Below are 15,608 nucleotides of genomic sequence, written 5' to 3' on the forward strand. Positions count from 1 at the left end.
GCTTTGGGGCGACGTGGAGCTGGCGGCGCGGGACCGGGGCGGCAAGGTGCTGGCCACCACGGCGGACGCCCCGCACCTGCTGGCCACCGTGCTGGTGGCCCGGGGCGACTTCGCGGCGCGCTATCCGGACGCGGTGCGGCGGGTGCTGCGGGGGCTGCTGGACACGGGGCAGGGCGTGCTCAAGGCCCCGGCGGCCGGGGCGCGGCTCCTGGGAGAGGTGGCGCCCTACCTGGGGGACCCCTCGGAGGCCATCCGCAGCGCGCCGCCCGCGACGCTGGCGGACAATCGGGCCTTCTTCGGACTTTCCGGCGAGGCGCCGGTTACCTATGACGAGCTCTTCCAGAGCGCCGCGGCGCTCTTCCAGAAGCTCAATCGCGGGACGGCGCCCCCACCGGCGGAGGACACGCGGGACCTGGGCGCGCTGAAGTACGTCTCCGAGGCGCGGGGGCCCTGAAGCGGGCCGGAAGAGGGAAGGGGAGTCGGACGTGGCGAAGACACCGAACTACATCAAGGCCGCGTTCCTCCTGCCGGCCAACCTGGTGGGGCTGACGACGGCGGCCATGTCCAGCGCCGTGACGCAGGAGCCGCTGCCCATGATGGTGGCGCTGGGCGTGGAGGGCGTCTACCTGGCCGTCCTGTCGTCCATGAAGCGCTTCCAGCGCGCCGTGCGGGCGCAGCAGCCGGACAACCCGGAGGCCGCGCGCGCGGCGGTGGACTCGCTGCTCGCGGACCTGGCGCCGTCGCAGCGCGACCACTACCAGCAGCTGGTGGGGCTGAAGGAGAAGATCCTCGCCAACTACCGCAAGCTGCCCGCCGGGCGCGTGCTGGCCGCGAGCAGCGAGCCCAAGCTGGACGCGCTGCTCACGTCCTTCCTGCGGCTCATCTCCGCGCTCAACCAGTACCGCACGTACTTGAGCGGGTCCGACCGGGAGCACCTGACCTCCGAGGTGGCCGCGCTGGAGGCGGAGGTCGCGGACGAAGCCAACCCGCGCCTCAAGGACGTGAAGGGCAAGCGCGTGGAGATTCTGCGCAAGCGCCTGATGCGCTTCGAGCAGGCGGGCGAGAGCCGCGAGGTGGTGAGCCACCAGCTGGCCGGCATCGAGGACCTGATGCGCCTGACGCACGAGCAGTCCATCGCCATCCGCGACCCGGAGAGCGTCAACCGGCAGCTGGACGTGCTCTCCGCGGAGACGGAGGCCACGGACGAGACGGTGCGCCAGATGGAGCGCTTCCTCGACTTCACCGAGGAGACCGCCGCGCCCCTGCCGCACGGCGGCACGCGCGTGCGGTAGGCCAGGCACGGGCCCGGACGGGCACCTGTTCACCGTGGCACCTTGCGACCCTGGCGGGGGCCTGGGACGGCGCACGAATAGATTGACTCTCCGGCGCAGGCATCCTGTCCTGCCGCCCATGCTCCGCCGCGTTGGATTCCTCCCGTTGGTCCTGCTGTTGGTCGTGTTCGCCGGCTGCTCGCGCTGCGGGAAGGAGGCGGCCGGGCCCGCGGATTCGCCCCGGGGCGTGTCGCGCTACCTGCCGCGCACCGCGCAGGCGGCCGTCGTCATCGACGACCTGGGCACGCTGGGCGAGAAGCTCGCGCGCTTCCAGAACCTCAAGGTGGCCTCGTTCGTCGCGCAGTTGCAGAACTTCCCCTCCGCGGAGCGCTACGTGTCCGCGGTGATGCGGCAGGTGGGCGTGGACCTGCGCAGCCGCAAGGCGCTGGAGGACGCGGGCATCGACCCGAAGCGCGGCGCGGGCGCGGCCTTCCTCGGCGGCACGCAGGCGGTGTCCGTCCTGGGCGTGAAGGACGCGGACAAGCTGAAGACGACCTTCGCCACCTTCGCCCGCACGCGCCTGGGTGCGACGGAGGAGAAGGACGCGAAGGTGGACGCCGGGCGGCTCGTCACCTTCAACCGCCCGGGCTCCACGGAGCCCCTGCTGGGCATGCTCTTCCTCAAGCACGACCTGGTGCTCCTGTCCGCGGGCGCGGCGGTGCCCCGGCTGTCGGAGCTGGCGGCGCTGCCGGAGGAGCAGTCGCTGGCGAAGGAGCCGGTGCTGGAGGCGTCCCTCAAGCGGCTGTCCGGCGACCGCGACTTCCACGTGTGGCTGCCGGGCGGCAGGGGCCTCCTGCCCGCGGGCAGCGTGCAGGGCATCACCTTCACGGGCCACATCGAGGAGCGCGCGGTGACGCTGCGCGCGGACGCGCCGTGGCCGGACACGCAGGCGTCGCTCGCGGCGCTGGAGCCCAAGGGCGGCGAGTCGCTCGCGGGCTGGCTGCCGCAGGACAGCTTCTTCGTGGCGCGCTTCCGCGGCGACCCGGCGCAGTTGGACGGCGTGTGGCCGTACCTGGCCGGCTCGCAGGTGACGCGCGCGGTGCAGGAGGCGGGCTTCAACGTGAAGACGGAGGTGCTGGACAACCTCAAGCCGGGCATGGTGCTCGCGCTGTCGCTGTCGCCCAACGTCAACCTGTCCTCGGGCATGCCGGACCTGGACCTGCGGCGCACCAACCCCTTCCGCTTCGTCAACCTGGTGGCGCTCGCGGAGGTGAAGGACGTCGCGAAGGGGCAGGCCACGCTGGACAAGGTGCCCGGCTTCGCGGGCGGCTTCGGCGCGAAGGTGGAGCCCACGGACGTGAGCGGGCAGAAGGCGTACCTCACGTCGTACCGCGCGGGCGAAGGCGCGCACTTCGCGCTGTCCAAGGACGGCAAGCTGTTGCTCGCGGCGCCCCGGGCGCGCCTGGAGTCCACCCTGGCCTCGCTCGCGCAGCCGGCCGGCACGGGCCCCGTGTCCGAAGACCTCAAGGCGGTGGGCAAGGACGCCGCGCTGGTGGTGCTCCTGGACCTGCGCCGGCTGGCGGATGCCGTCAAGGCGCTGCCGTCCGCCGCGTGGGGCATTGGCGGCTTCGCCATCAAGGCCACCACGGTGCGCTGGCTGGACGCCACGGACGACCTGCGCGCGGTGACCCTGGCTCTGTCGCGCAAGGACAAGGCGCTGCAGGCGGAAATCTCCCTGCGGCTCACGCCCGCGCCCACCACGACCACGACCACGACCACCCCGGCCACGCCTTGATCCACGCGCGAGATGTCGTGAAGGAGTACGAGGACGGCGAGGGCTCGCGCGTGCGCGTCCTGGACGGCGTGTCACTGGACGTCGAGGCCGGGGACTTCGTCGCGGTGGTGGGCGCGTCTGGCAGCGGCAAGTCCACGCTGCTGCACCTCTTGGGTGGCCTGGACGTGCACTACCAGGGGCAGGTGGAGGTGGGCGGCGTGAAGCTCACCGGCCTGCGCGACAAGGAGCTGGCGCGCTTCCGCAACACGCACGTGGGCTTCGTCTTCCAGTCCTTCCACCTCATCCCCAACCTGTCCGCGCTGGAGAACGTGCTGCTGCCCTCTCACTTCGGTCCGGCCACTCCGGATGGGCGCAAGCGCGCGAGCCAGCTCCTGGAGCGCGTGGGCCTGGGCTCCAAGCAGGACCGCGCGCCGGTGCGGCTGTCCGGCGGCGAGCGCCAGCGCGTGGCCATCGCCCGGGCCCTCTTCGGCGGCCCCAAGCTGCTCCTGTGCGACGAGCCCACGGGCAACCTGGACGCGGCCACCGGCGCGGGCGTCATCCAGCTCTTCCAGGAGCTGCACAGGGAAGGGCTCACGGTGCTGACCGTCACCCACGAGGAGCGCATGAGCGCGGTGGCGCGGCGGGTGCTGCGGCTCAAGGACGCGCGGCTGGTGGAGGAGTCTCCCGCGTCGGAGGCCCTGGCGTCGCGAGGTGCCCCTTGAGGTTCGACGCACTGTCGCGGCTGGTGAGGTTGTCCCTCGCGCGTGAGCGCAAGGGCGCGTTCTTCTCCGCCTTCGGCGTGGCCATGGGCGTGGGCGCGCTGGTGTTCTTCGTGGGCCTGGGCCTGGGCGTGGGGCGCGTCATCCGCGAGCGCATCTTCCCCACGGACTCGCGGCTGGTGGACGTGGTGCCCCCGGCGGTGTCGCTGGGCCTGTTGGGCGGCGGCAAGCTGGACGCGGCCGCGGTGGAGCGCCTGGCCGCGCTGCCCGGCGTGGAGACGGCGTACCGGAAGATGAACGTCCGCGTGCCGGCGGTGACGCGCTACGACGGCGTCTTCTTCGGCTCGCGCCTGCGCATGGGCATGGAGGTGCTCGCGGTGGGCGTGGACCCCGGCCTGGTTCAGAAGGACGTGGGGCTGCCGGAGGCGAAGGACTTCAAGGATCCGGGGGAGGGCAAGGCCATCCCCGCGCTCATCTCCACGCGCCTCTTGGAGCTGTACAACAAGACGTTCGCGCCCGCGCGCAAGCTGCCGCAGCTGTCCGCGGAGATGCTCATCGGCTTCGGCTTCCCGGTGGAGTTCAACCGCTCCTACGTGGCGGCCACGTCCGGCGGGCCCACCACCACGCAGCAGGCGCAGGTGGTGGGCGCGTCCGACCGGGCCATGCTCGCGGGCATCACCATCCCGCTGGACACGGCGGTGCGCATCAACCGCGCTTCCGGCGCGGACGCGGACAGCTACTCCGGCGTCACGCTGGTGGCCGTGGACCCTTCGCGCGTCCCGGAGCTGGTGGAGGCGGTGAAGGGGATGGGCTTCGAAATCGATGATCAGGAGCGCCGGCTGGCGGAGAACGCGGGCGCGGCGGTGGCCCTCACCACGTCCGCGCTGGCGCTGCTCTCCATCCTCATCTGCGTGCTGGCGGCGGTGAACATCGCCCACGCCATGTCCTCGTCCGTGCGCGCGCGGGCCAAGGAGATTGGCGTGATGCAGGCGGTGGGTGCCTCTCGCGCGGACGTGCGCGCCATCGTGCTGGCGGAGGCCGGCGTGGTGGGCGTGCTGGGCGGCGCGGCGGGCACGGCGGCGGCGCTGGTGCTGGCCTTCATCGTGGACCGGCTCGCGAAGGGCTACCTGCCCAACTTCCCCTTCAAGCCGGAGAGCTTCTTCTCCTTCCCCGTGGGGGTGGTGCTGGGCGGGGTGCTCTTGGGCCTCGTGGCCGCGCTCGCCGGGGCCTACTTCCCCAGCCGTCGCGCCGCCGCCACGGATCCGGCCAGGACGCTGGCGGGATGAGCGGCCCTTCGCGCAAGGCGCTTCTGGCCAACGTCCTGTGCCTGGGGGCGCTCGGGTGGATCTACGGGGGCGACCTCTCGGACTCCCTGCGCGCCCGGACCGAACAGGTCTCCGCGCTCCTGACGCCGCCGTCCACCGTGCGCGCCAGCGTCGTGCTGGGGCTCGCGGGCGTGGGCCTGGCCGTGGTCGTCGCCGGATTGCTGCGCAAGAAGCCGGAGGGCTTCAAGGGCTACCGGCTCCTGCCCATCCTGCTCGTGCTGGCGCTCTTCCTGGACCTGGTGCTGGCGGAGGGCCGCACGCCGCTGGACTCGCCGGAGATGGCCGCCGTGGCGCTGCAGCGCTTCCAGAACGAGGCCCAGAAGCTGGCCACGGTGGAGGCCGTGCCCACGCGAGCCCCGGTGCTACAGCCCCTGGTGGACGCGCTGGGCTCGCCGCCGTACCTGGAGCGCGGCACGCCGGTGCCGGCCTATGCACTCCAGGTGCGCACGGACTGCGAGGGCCCCGTCCATGACGCGCCCGGCACCCGGGCCGGCACGCTGCTCTACTGCGTGGCCCGGGACGGCAAGCAGGCCTGGGTGACGCTGGTGGGGCTGCCCGCCGAGGTGCGCTTTGGTGCGCCCGCCGTGCTCTCCCTCCGGGGAGAGCCGCGCGTCGCCGTCGTGCGCGCCCCGCTCCCCGCGGAGCCCGAGGAGCAGAACGAGGGCATTCCGGGCATCGATCTGGAGATCCCCACGGTGGATGGGGGCGCGGCGACGTCCTCTTCGCCCTGAGTCGGGGTCGCCTGGGGAGCAAGCGGGCGGAAATAGGTCCGCGCGCGCGGTTGACCCTTTGGAGCCGCGATCGATAGGCTCCATGCAAGGACTCGACCCCCACACACAGTGACGACCTCTCAACCGAAGCGGCAACCCATCCCGTTCGGGAAGTATCTCCTCCTGGACCGCGTCAACATCGGCGGCATGGCGGAGGTCTGGCGCGGCAAACAGTTCGGCGCCAGTGGCTTCGAGCGGCTCGTCGCCATCAAACGCATCCTGCCGAACATCGCCGAGGATGAAGAATTCATCTCGATGTTCATCGATGAGGCGAAGATCAGCGTCCAGCTGACCCACGCCAACATCGCGCAGATCTACGAGCTGGGGCAGATCGCCAGCAGCTACTTCATTTCGATGGAGTACATCCCCGGCAAGGACATGCGGGCCATCTTCGACCGCTGCCGGAAGAAGGGTGAGCCCGCGCCCGTGCCGCTGGTCGCCTTCTGCGTGGCGAAGATGTGCGAGGGCCTGGACTACGCCCACCGCAAGAAGGACGGGATGGGGCGCGACCTCAACATCGTCCACCGCGACATCTCGCCGCAGAACGTGCTCGTGTCCTTCGAGGGCGAGGTCAAGGTCATCGACTTCGGCATCGCGAAGGCGGCGGGCAAGGCGACGAAGACGCAGGCCGGCATCCTCAAGGGCAAGTTCGGCTACATGAGCCCGGAGCAGATCCGCGGCCTGCCGCTGGATCGCCGCTCGGACGTGTTCGCCATTGGCGTGTGCCTCTACGAGATGCTCACCGGCGAGCGCCTCTTCGTGGGCGACAGCGACTTCAGCGTGCTGGAGAAGGTGCGCAAGGCGGAGGTGCCGTCGCCGTCCACGTACAACCGGCGCATCCCGGAGGCGCTGGAGCGCATCGTCCTCAAGTCGCTCGCGAAGGACGTGGAGGAGCGCTACCAGTACGCCAGCGAGCTGGGCGACGACCTGCAGCGCTTCCTGCTGACGAACGACTCCATCTTCGGCCGCAAGGACCTCATGCAGTACATGAAGTCCACGTTCGCCGAAGAGGTGGAGCGCGAGAAGCAGCGCCTGGCCGAGTACGCGGACATCCGCGCGCCGGACGGCATGCTGGCGGCCATCGAGGCGGGCTTCAGCGGCCCGTCCCCGGTGCCCACGCAGAGCATGACCAACATCCCCGCGGTGGCGCCCTCCGCGCCCCCCGTGGAGCCCGTGTCCGCGCCGCCGCCGCGCGCCTCCAACTCCGGTGGCACCGCGCAGGGCGCTCGCCGCTCGCCCACGCTCGCGGCGCTGCCCAAGCTGACCGCCGCGCCGGCCGCGCCCTCGCCCAAGGAGGACGAGGAGCTGGCGACGCAGATGGTGGACCGCGACGCCGTCTTCAACGACGCGCCGGAGCCCACCACCCAGCCGGGCGCCGCCATTGGCCGCGCCGTCACGCCGCTGGAGTCCCCGGCCGCGCCCGACGACGACGGAGAGGACGTGGCGGGCCGCACCGCCGTCATCCCGCCGCCCTCGTCGCTGCCCCAGCCTCCGGCGCCGCCGCGCCTGTCGCAGAACAGCGCGCCGGTGCTGAGCGCCGCGCCGCCGCGTCCGTCGCTGACCAACGTGCCCACGCTGATGGCCAACGACGGGCCCGCGCCCCGTCCGACGCCGAACCGGGGCAACGACGGTCCGCCGCAGCGCCTCCACCGGCCGGACCCGCTGCCGGAGCCGGCGCCGCGTCCGTCCGCGCCCCCCGTCCTCAACAACGGGAACGCGCCGCGTCCGCCCGCGAAGGAAGCCCGCCAGAAGAGCGCGCCCGAGCCGGAGGCGCCCGCCCGGGGCCTGGGCTTCAAGGGCATGGACAAGCGGCTGCTCTACGGCGCCGTGGGTCTGGCGTCGCTGTTCCTGCTGGTGGGCGTGGCCCTGGTCTTCTCCCCGAGCAAGCCCGCGCAGGGCTACGTGATGGTGGAGCTCAAGACGCTGGAGGCGAAGGACAGCGCGATGGTGTCCATCAACGCGGGGCCTCCGGAGAAGTTCCCCCCCAACGGCTTCGCCCTGAAGCCCATGTCCGTGGGCAACGTGCTGGTGGTGGTGACCGCTCCGGGCTACGAGGCCTTCAACCAGTCCGTCATGGTGTCCGAGGGCGCCAACGCCACGCAGGTGCCGGTGGTCCTCAAGCGGCAGGCGCGCTCGGTGGTCGTGATCTTCAAGACCCAGCCGGACGACGCCGAGGTGAAGATCGACAGCCAGGTCGCCCGGAAGCAGGGCTCCCATGAGTCGGTGAACAACGACTTCTTGCTCAGCAACGACGCCCCGCTGGTGGAGGTCACCGCCCCTGGCTACCTGCCCTTCATCAAGAAGATGGCCGTGAACAACAATGGCCTGGACGTGGCGGCGACCCTGGAGCGCGCGCCCGTGGAGGTGCGGATCGAGTCCACGCCCGAGGGCGCGGCCATCTACCAGGGCAACAAGGACCTGGGCGCCGTCACCCCTGCCACCATCCGGGTGCCGTGGGACACGCGCAGGCTCACGCTGAAGGCGAAATGCCACGCGGACGAGGACGTCTCCGTGGGCATGCCGTCCCCGGCGGGTTCCACGGTCAAGGTGGAAGCGACCCTGAAGAAGCAGGCGCGCTGCCGCGATTAGCGGCACCGCGGTCCTGACACTTAAGGTAGGCCTGGGGGTCCTCCCCCTGGATGTCCCTGGGGGGGAGCGGCGCCGGAGGGATTTCCGTGACCAAGGTGCGTAAGGTGAACAAGGCGGATCCGCTGGCGGATCTGCCCCGGTGGGCGCAGCAGCTGGCGCGCAAGTACTACACGAAGACGGTCAGCACCTTCCTGCTGTACGGGGCCGTGCGCGACCTGCAGCCGCTGCAGCTGGAGGACGGCGGGCGCGGCTTCGGGACGCTCAAGACGTTCCTCTCCGAGGAGCTGTTCGGCGGGCGTGACCACGTCCTCTTCTACGACCGCTCGTCGGGCATCCGCTCGGCGACGCCGGAGACGCAGAAGGACCTGGCGCGGGCCATGACGGGCTACGACGCCATGTACGGCACGGACTACGCCAAGGTCATGCCGCGCGACCCGGGCCGGGCGCTCCAGATCCTGGAGAACTTCCTGCGCATGCGCCTGAGCGAGGGCCGCTCGCTGGCGCTCATCATCGACTACGCGGAGACGCTGGTTCCCGGCGGGGAGATGAGCCACCTGTCCGCGGAGGACCGCTTCGTGGTGGCCACGCTGGACAAGTGGGCGCACGACCCGCAGTTCCTGGCGGGCGACGTGTCGGTGGTGCTGCTGGCGGAGAACCTGTCGGACGTGTCGCCGCGCATCAGCCGCAACCCGTACGTGGCGCCCATCGAGCTGCCGCTGCCCACGGAGGAGGAGCGCCTGGAGTACGTGCGCTCCAAGCTGGAGGGCAAGAAGCTCCAGTCCGTGTCGGAGGTGCCGGTCGCGGGCCTGGCGAAGATGACGGCGGGCCTGTCGCGCATCAACCTGGACCGCGTGCTCACGGAGGCGCTGGAGCGGGAGGTGCGCATCACTCCGGAGCTGCTCAAGGAGAAGAAGAAGGAGCTCATCCAGGCGGAGTGCCACGGCCTCCTGGAGTTCATCGAGCCCGCGCACACGCTGGACGCGGTGGCGGGGCACGCGCCCGCCAAGCAGATGCTGCGGCAGGCGGCGTCCGCGCTGAAGAAGGGCCGCATCGAGGTCATGCCCATGGGCTACCTGGTCAGCGGACCGGTGGGCACGGGCAAGACGTTCATGGTGAGCTGCTTCGCCGGGGAGATTGGCATCCCGGTGGTGAAGTTCCTGAACTTCCGCAGCCAGTGGCAGGGCGTGACGGAATCGAACCTGGAGAAGATCTTCAACCTGCTGAAGGCCCTGTGGCCGGTGGCGGTGATGGTGGACGAGGCGGACACCTTCCTCGGCAACCGCGACTCCGGCGGGGACTCCGGGACGAGCAGCCGCATCTTCGGCTCCATCGCGTCCTTCATGGGCAACACGCAGTACCGCGGCAAGATTGTCTGGTTCCTGCTGACGGCGCGGCCGGACCTGCTGCCCATCGACTTGAAGCGCCAGGGCCGCGCGGAGGAGCACCTCGCGCTCTTCTATCCGCAGACGGACGAGGAGCGGAACGAGCTGTTCCAGGCGATGAGCAAGAAGACCGGCGTGTCAGTGGAGGGCGTGGAGTCCTTCGCCGCGCTCATCCCCGGCGGCGTGCGCGCCTTCAGCGGCGCGGACATCGAGGCGGTGATGGTGCGCTCGAAGTTCCGCGCGCTGGCGGAGGGACGCGATCAGGTGACGAAGGACGACCTGGCCGCGGTGCTGGCGGACTTCGTGCCGCCCAGCTACCCGCTGGAGATTGAGATGCAGAACCTGGTGGCGGTGCAGGAGTGCACCAGCCGGGCGCTCTTGCCGGAGAACTTCCGCAAGCTGGACCGCGACTTCATCAGCAAGCGCGTGCGGGAGCTGAAGATGCTCCTGGAAGAACAGTAGGCCGTCAGCCCACGGTGACGGGGACGCCCAGGTGCGGGTCCTGGAGCGTCTCCACCACCGCGATGCGGTCGCCCACGGCGAGCGCGTCATGCAGCACGAGGATGTCCTCGTTCGCGTGACGGATGCATCCGTGGGACACGTCGCCGCCGAGCAGGGCAGGGGCGCTGGTGCCATGCAGCTCCTCGCCGCTGCGGCGTCCATCCGCCCAGGACAGGTCCAGGAGCCGCGAGCCGAACACGTGCCGGTCGTTCCACAGCCGCGCGCCCGCGTCCTCGGTGGCCACTTGATCCAACTTCGCGCGGACGACCTTGAGGCCTGGATGCGTGGGCGTGGCGGCGGTGCCCACCGCGTTGGGGAAGATGTCCACGAGCTTCCCCTCCGGGTCGAAGAGGAAGGTGCGGTGCTCGCGCAGCGCGATGAGCACGCGCACGGGCTGGCCCGAGTAGAACGGAGAGGGCAGGGCGCGCGACTGTCCCCGTGAGCCCGGAGCCGGAGCGAGCGTCTCCAGGGCCTTCAGCGTGGCGGCGTCGAGCACGCCGCTGGAGCGCAGGCCCGCGTGCACCTGGAAGTTGCGGAGCGCGCGCGCCGTGTCCGGGCCGTAGCGTCCGTCCGCGCCGCCGTAGAGCGCGAACCCCATGTCCATGAGCGCGCCCTGCACCGCGCGAAGCCCGTCACCTTTCGAGCCGGTGCCCAGCACCGTCGCGCCAGAAGCCACGTCCGCGAGCTGCGGGGACCCGGCGAAGCGGGGATGTTCCAGGACGCCTGCCACCGGAACCGCTGCGCCCGCGAAGTCGACCGGAGGCTCCCTGACGCCCAGGCCCCCAGCCGTCACCGCACGTGTCGCCTCCTCCGCTCGCGCGACGACGGTCGCCGCGGTGCCTGCCACGATGTCGCGTGCGCGCTGCTCCGGACCGGACACGCCGTCGGACGGCGGGGCAACGGACAGCCCTCGCGGTGCCGGACCGGGCCCGCTGAAGCGCGTCAGCGAGTTGCCACCCGAGACCGTCCTGTCCCCCGGACGTTCGGCTCCACGGGGCAGGACGGACAAGACAGGCGAGGACTCACGCGTGCCGGGCGTTTCAGAGGGAAGAAGCGGGGACTCTCGATGCAGTGCGGATGCGAGCATGGCGCCGGGGACTGCAAGGTCCCGGCCGTCGCGCCATGCCCTTCAAGCCGCTACGGCGCGCTCAGCGACAGCAGCTTGCCGGTGGGCACCGTGCGGTGGTCCTTGATGTGGTTCCACTTCATGATGTCCTCGACGGACACGTTGTAGCGCTGCGACACCGACCAGAGCGTCTCGCCCTCGGCCAGCGTATGCACCTTGCCCTTGGGGCCCACGGGCGCCTGCCCCGCCACGGCGTTGGCCACCACGATGGTGCCGCCGCGCTCCTCCACCTTCGCCGGCGCCGCGCCCTTGGACTCCGGCGGCCACACCGCCAGCAGCGTGCCCAGCGACAGCGTGCGGTTGCGCTTGGGCAGGTTGTTCCACTTCTTCAGGTCGTCCACCGACACCTGGAAGCGGTTGGCGATGAGCCACAGGCTGTCGCCCTCCTGCACGCCGTAGGTGATGCGCGTCTTGCCATCCACCTTCTCCGTCTTCACGGGGCCCGCCGCCACGGGGCCCCGGGGCGTGCCCGCCGGGACCTCGTCCTCCGGCCGCGTCGCCACCACGCCGCTGCGCCGGGCCTGCGCCACCTTCGCCGCCAGCGCGCCGGAGGCCACCGCGCCACCGCCCGCGACACCGCTGCCACCCCGGCCGTTCGCCGGCACCGGAATCACCAGCTCCGCGCGCACCTTCAGCACCCGCGCGCTCTTCAGCCGGTTCATCTGGAGGATGGCCTCCGCCGCCGTGCCGTACTTCTGGGCAATCTGCGACAGCGTGTCGCCCCTCTTCACCGTGTGCACCCGGAACGTCAGCCGGTCCGCCGGTGACAGCTTCGCCAGGTTCTGCGCGAAGAGCGTCGTGGTGCCGCGAGGCAGCTTCAGGGTGTAGGGCTTCGCGGCCGTCGCCGGAGGCGTGCACCAGCGCTTGAGCTCCGGGTTCAGCTCCTGCACGTCCGTCACGCTCACCCCGGCCGCGCGCGCCACCACGTCCAGGTCGGTCGCGTCCGTGAGCTTCACCTCGTCGTACTCCAGCGTGGACTCGTACTGGAACTCCTCCTCGGAGAAGCCGAACGCGGTGGGGTTCTTCGCCACCAGCGCCGCGGCGATGAGCTTGGGCACGTAGTGCTTCGTCTCCTTCGCCAGCCCGGGCTCCTCCGCCAGCACCCAGAAGTCGTTCGTCCCGTAGCGCGCCACCATCTTGCGCACCCGGTACGAGCCCGTGTTGTAGCCCGCCCACGCCAGGTACCAGTGGCCCAGCTCACCGTAGAGGTCCTTCAGGTACGCCGCCGCCGCGTGCGTGGCCTTGATGGGGTCGCGCCGCTCGTCCACCCAGAAGTCCTGCTTGAGGCCGTACTGCTTGCCCGTGCTGGAGATGAACTGCCACGGCCCGGCCGCGTGCGCCCACGAGTACGCGTTCGCGGAGAAGCCGCTCTCGATCATCGCCAGGTACACCGTGTCCCGGGGCAGGCCCTTCGACTCCAGGATGGGCTGCATCACCGGCAGGTAGCGCGTGGAGCGCGCCATCCACTTGCGGAACCACTTGCGGCCGGGGCCCTGGAAGAACTGGATGTACTCGGCTACCCGCGGCTGCATGTCCACCGGGATGTCGTAGCGGTCCTTCACCTGCGAAATATCGAAGTTCGCCAGGTCGGTGATGCGCGCCAGCGGCGGGGCGGTGTCGTCCTCGCGGAAGGTGGGCTCCTCCAGCGCGTCCAACATCCGCAGCCGCAACGGGTTCGTCAGCCCCAGCCGCCGCAGCGACTGCATCATCTCCGCGTTCGGCTTCGCCTCCGGGTCCAGCGTCGCGCCCTCCAGCGCGCGCAGCTCCTCCAACTCGGCGGACTCGTTCTCCACCTCTTCCGTCTCTTCGCCTTCCTCCATGGGAGCGGGGGGCGTGGCCAGGCTGCCGTCCGCCGTCAGGGAAGGAGCCTGCGAGGGGGGCACCGCATGCACGCCGGGCGGCGGCACCGGTGACGGCGCCACGCCCTGCGAGGAGGGAACCGAGGCCAGGGCAAGCAGGAGCAGGGAAAGCGGCATGGGAACGCCAGGCGAGGTCGCCCAGAAGCAGGCGAAGCCCGCAGTATTCGCCAGCTTTCTTGACAGTCAAACAACAAGTCGCCCGGTATGCCCTCGGGAAGGACCCACCGTAGGAGCGAGCGACCCTATTTCGCCGGTGGCTCGCCTGTCTGCCCGCTCTTCCCCGTTCCGCCATGGCCGGGGCCGAGGATGCGAGGCAGATAGGTGGCGAAGTCGAAGTGCGGCGAGTTCTCCGTGTTGTGGCAGGTGACGCACACGGCCTGTCCCGGCTTGCCCACGATGGTCGCGGGGCTCGGCGCGTCGACGTGCTTGGAGCCCGGACCGTGGCAGCTCTCGCAGCCCACGTCCTCGCGGCCCGCCACCTTGTCCAGCCGGCACACGCCGCCGGGCTTCTGCCAGGCGGTGACGTGACAGCCCACGCAGTTGAGGTGGTGCTGCTTGCCCACCTCCTCCAGCGTCTCCCACGCGTGGTGGTGCTTCGTGCGCTCCCACACGCCGGTCGCGTCCGGGTGGCAGTCCGCGCACACCGCGCTGCCGACGAAGCCCGCCTGTCCCTTCGGAGGCAGCGGGCAGTCCTGGCCGTGCGCCTTCGCCCACGCGAGGTTCAGCTGGCCCACGTTCGCGTCGTACGCCTTCACCAGCGCCTGCGCGTCCGGCGCGGTGGGCAGGTTCGACTCCAGCGGCAGGAAGCGCAGCGCGAAGCCGTTGACGCCGTCGGTGGGCGCGGGCGGCGCGGTGAGCAGGCCCTGCTTGCGCGCGGAGAGCTCGTCGCGCTTGCCCTGCTTCAGCGTCTTCAGCTTCGGGTCGATGCCGGGCCGGGAAATCTCCTTGTCCAGGAGCGACAGGCGCTGCTCCAGCGCCGTCACTTCCCGCTCCACGTCCCCCTGCGAGCGCTGGGGCGTGAAGGGCCCCTTCGCCGGCGCGTACGTCAGGTCCACGCGCAACAGCGAGCGCCCCTTGCTCTGCAGCGCCACCACCGGCACTTCGGAGCGCACCAGCCGGTTCTCCTCGGCGGAGAACTCACCGGCGCTGTGCGTGGCCACCACCAGGTTCGCGGCGAGCCCCGGCAACGCGGCGGCGGCCTGCGCGGCCTCCAGCGGCTGGGCCAGCAGGCCCACCACGAAGTCCGCGCCCTGCTCGCGCGCCTGCTGGCTGGCCTTCACCAGCGCTTCGCCGGACGCCGCCGCCACCACGCCCACCTTGCGCGTCCCCGCGTCCAGCACCTTCACGCCGCCCGCCGGAATCTCCGGCAGGCCCAGGCCCTGGCGGAAGGCCGCGCCTCGCGTGTCATCCAGCTCACCCGTGGCGCGCGCGGCGATGCCCATGGTGCGGAACGCGTCCGCGAGCGCCTTCGCCTTGAGCTCCTCCTGCGGCACCTGATCCGCCTTGAGGTGCGTCTCGCCGAAGAGGCTGTTGCCGCCGTCGATGTACAGCACCGGCTGGCCGCCCTTGCGCGCCTCCTGCACCTGGAACGCCGCCCGGCCGATGCCGCCGCGCATGTTCTCGCTGCAGCCGCACGGGCCCAGGTAGCCACGCGTGTCCGCGGAGAGGAACAGCACGGCGCCCGGAGGCGCGGCGGGAGCGGGGGAGGAGGCCTGCTGCTGCCCGGGGGCGCTGCCCGCGCCGCTCTCCGGGGCGCGCGGCTCCTGGCGTCTGCAACCGGTGAGGAGCGCGCTCACGAGCACCGCGAGGACGGCCGCGCGCATCGTCATCACCAGAGGATGCTCTGCACCAGTTCGTCGATCTTCTCGCCCATCGCCTCCAGGCCGTTCACCTTGGAGAGCGAGCCATCCGCGCCCACCTGCTCGGCCAGCTTCGACAGCTCGTCGTCCGGCAGGCTGGAGAACAACACGATGGGGATGTCCTGCGTGTTGTACTCGTTCTTCAGCGTGCGGCAGATGTCCGTGCCCTTCGCCTCGGGCATGTGGATGTCCGTGAGGATGAGGTCCGGCCGCCAACTCTGAAGCGTTTTCTCAAACTCCATGAGCGTGGAGGTGGCCACGACCTCATAGCCCCGCGCCTCCAGGACAGCCTTCTCCATGGCGAGGGTGATCTCGCTGTCGTCAATGAGGAGGATTCTTCGCTTCTCTTCGGACACGGCGACCTTCCTTGGGGGTCGGTTCTAGCCCACCACCCAGCGGCGCACCAATGCTTTCCCGTGTCGCGTTCCAGCAC

At 71.0% G+C, this 15,608-nt stretch carries 11 protein-coding genes and 1 pseudogene; 8 read left to right on the forward strand and 4 right to left on the reverse strand.

All coding sequences use genetic code 11. From position 1 onward, the window contains the following. From D7W82_RS23230 to D7W82_RS23265, 8 genes and pseudogenes are all read left to right on the forward strand, one after another. A pseudogene (locus D7W82_RS23230) lies at window positions 1-454 on the forward strand (hypothetical protein); the annotation flags it as partial. A gap of 31 nt (window positions 455-485) precedes the next feature. Then, entirely contained in the window at window positions 486-1,292 is an 807-nt protein-coding gene (locus D7W82_RS23235) for a hypothetical protein (protein ID WP_120620445.1), read from the forward strand. Window positions 1,293-1,410: 118 nt separating this feature from the next. Beyond that, window positions 1,411-3,066: a hypothetical protein gene (locus tag D7W82_RS23240; RefSeq protein WP_120620446.1), complete on the forward strand. Its 1,656-nt coding sequence runs from the start codon at window positions 1,411-1,413 to the stop codon at window positions 3,064-3,066. Beyond that, the gene (locus D7W82_RS23245; protein WP_120620447.1) at window positions 3,063-3,767 is read left to right on the forward strand and encodes an ABC transporter ATP-binding protein; all 705 of its coding nucleotides are present in this window, start codon (window positions 3,063-3,065) and stop codon (window positions 3,765-3,767) included. The genes D7W82_RS23240 and D7W82_RS23245 overlap by 4 nt, the downstream gene beginning before the upstream one ends. After that, on the forward strand, window positions 3,764-5,050 hold the full coding sequence (locus D7W82_RS23250) for an ABC transporter permease (RefSeq protein WP_120620448.1): 1,287 nt from the start codon (window positions 3,764-3,766) through the stop codon (window positions 5,048-5,050). Before D7W82_RS23245 ends, D7W82_RS23250 begins: the two co-directional genes overlap by 4 nt. After that, entirely contained in the window at window positions 5,047-5,820 is a 774-nt protein-coding gene (locus D7W82_RS23255; protein WP_120620449.1) for a hypothetical protein, read from the forward strand. Before D7W82_RS23250 ends, D7W82_RS23255 begins: the two co-directional genes overlap by 4 nt. 108 nt (window positions 5,821-5,928) lie before the next feature. After that, a complete protein-coding gene (locus D7W82_RS23260) occupies window positions 5,929-8,448 on the forward strand; it encodes a serine/threonine-protein kinase (protein WP_120620450.1) in 2,520 nt (839 codons plus the stop codon). An 86-nt stretch (window positions 8,449-8,534) separates the two neighbouring features. Next, complete coding sequence (locus D7W82_RS23265) at window positions 8,535-10,292, forward strand: ATP-binding protein (protein ID WP_120620451.1); 1,758 nt, start codon at window positions 8,535-8,537, stop codon at window positions 10,290-10,292. A 4-nt stretch (window positions 10,293-10,296) separates the two neighbouring features. On the opposite strand, the gene D7W82_RS23270 is transcribed toward D7W82_RS23265, so the two are convergent. From D7W82_RS23270 to D7W82_RS23285, 4 genes are all read right to left on the reverse strand, one after another. Then, entirely contained in the window at window positions 10,297-11,061 is a 765-nt protein-coding gene (locus D7W82_RS23270; RefSeq protein ID WP_120620463.1) for a L,D-transpeptidase family protein, read from the reverse strand. A 407-nt stretch (window positions 11,062-11,468) separates the two neighbouring features. Then, window positions 11,469-13,433 carry a LysM peptidoglycan-binding domain-containing protein gene (locus D7W82_RS23275; protein WP_120620452.1) on the reverse strand — a complete coding sequence of 655 codons (1,965 nt, stop codon included), beginning with the start codon at window positions 13,431-13,433 and terminating at the stop codon, window positions 11,469-11,471. 125 nt (window positions 13,434-13,558) lie between these two features. Further along, window positions 13,559-15,145: a multiheme c-type cytochrome gene (locus D7W82_RS23280; protein ID WP_370451069.1), complete on the reverse strand. Its 1,587-nt coding sequence runs from the start codon at window positions 15,143-15,145 to the stop codon at window positions 13,559-13,561. Then, window positions 15,145-15,531, reverse strand: coding sequence for a PleD family two-component system response regulator (locus tag D7W82_RS23285; protein ID WP_014398957.1), 387 nt, complete (start codon window positions 15,529-15,531; stop codon window positions 15,145-15,147). Before D7W82_RS23285 ends, D7W82_RS23280 begins: the two co-directional genes overlap by 1 nt. Window positions 15,532-15,608: the final 77 nt, after the last annotated feature.

Origin of the sequence: Corallococcus sp. CA049B (assembly GCF_003611685.1) — a bacterium.
Taxonomy (GTDB): domain Bacteria; phylum Myxococcota; class Myxococcia; order Myxococcales; family Myxococcaceae; genus Corallococcus; species Corallococcus coralloides.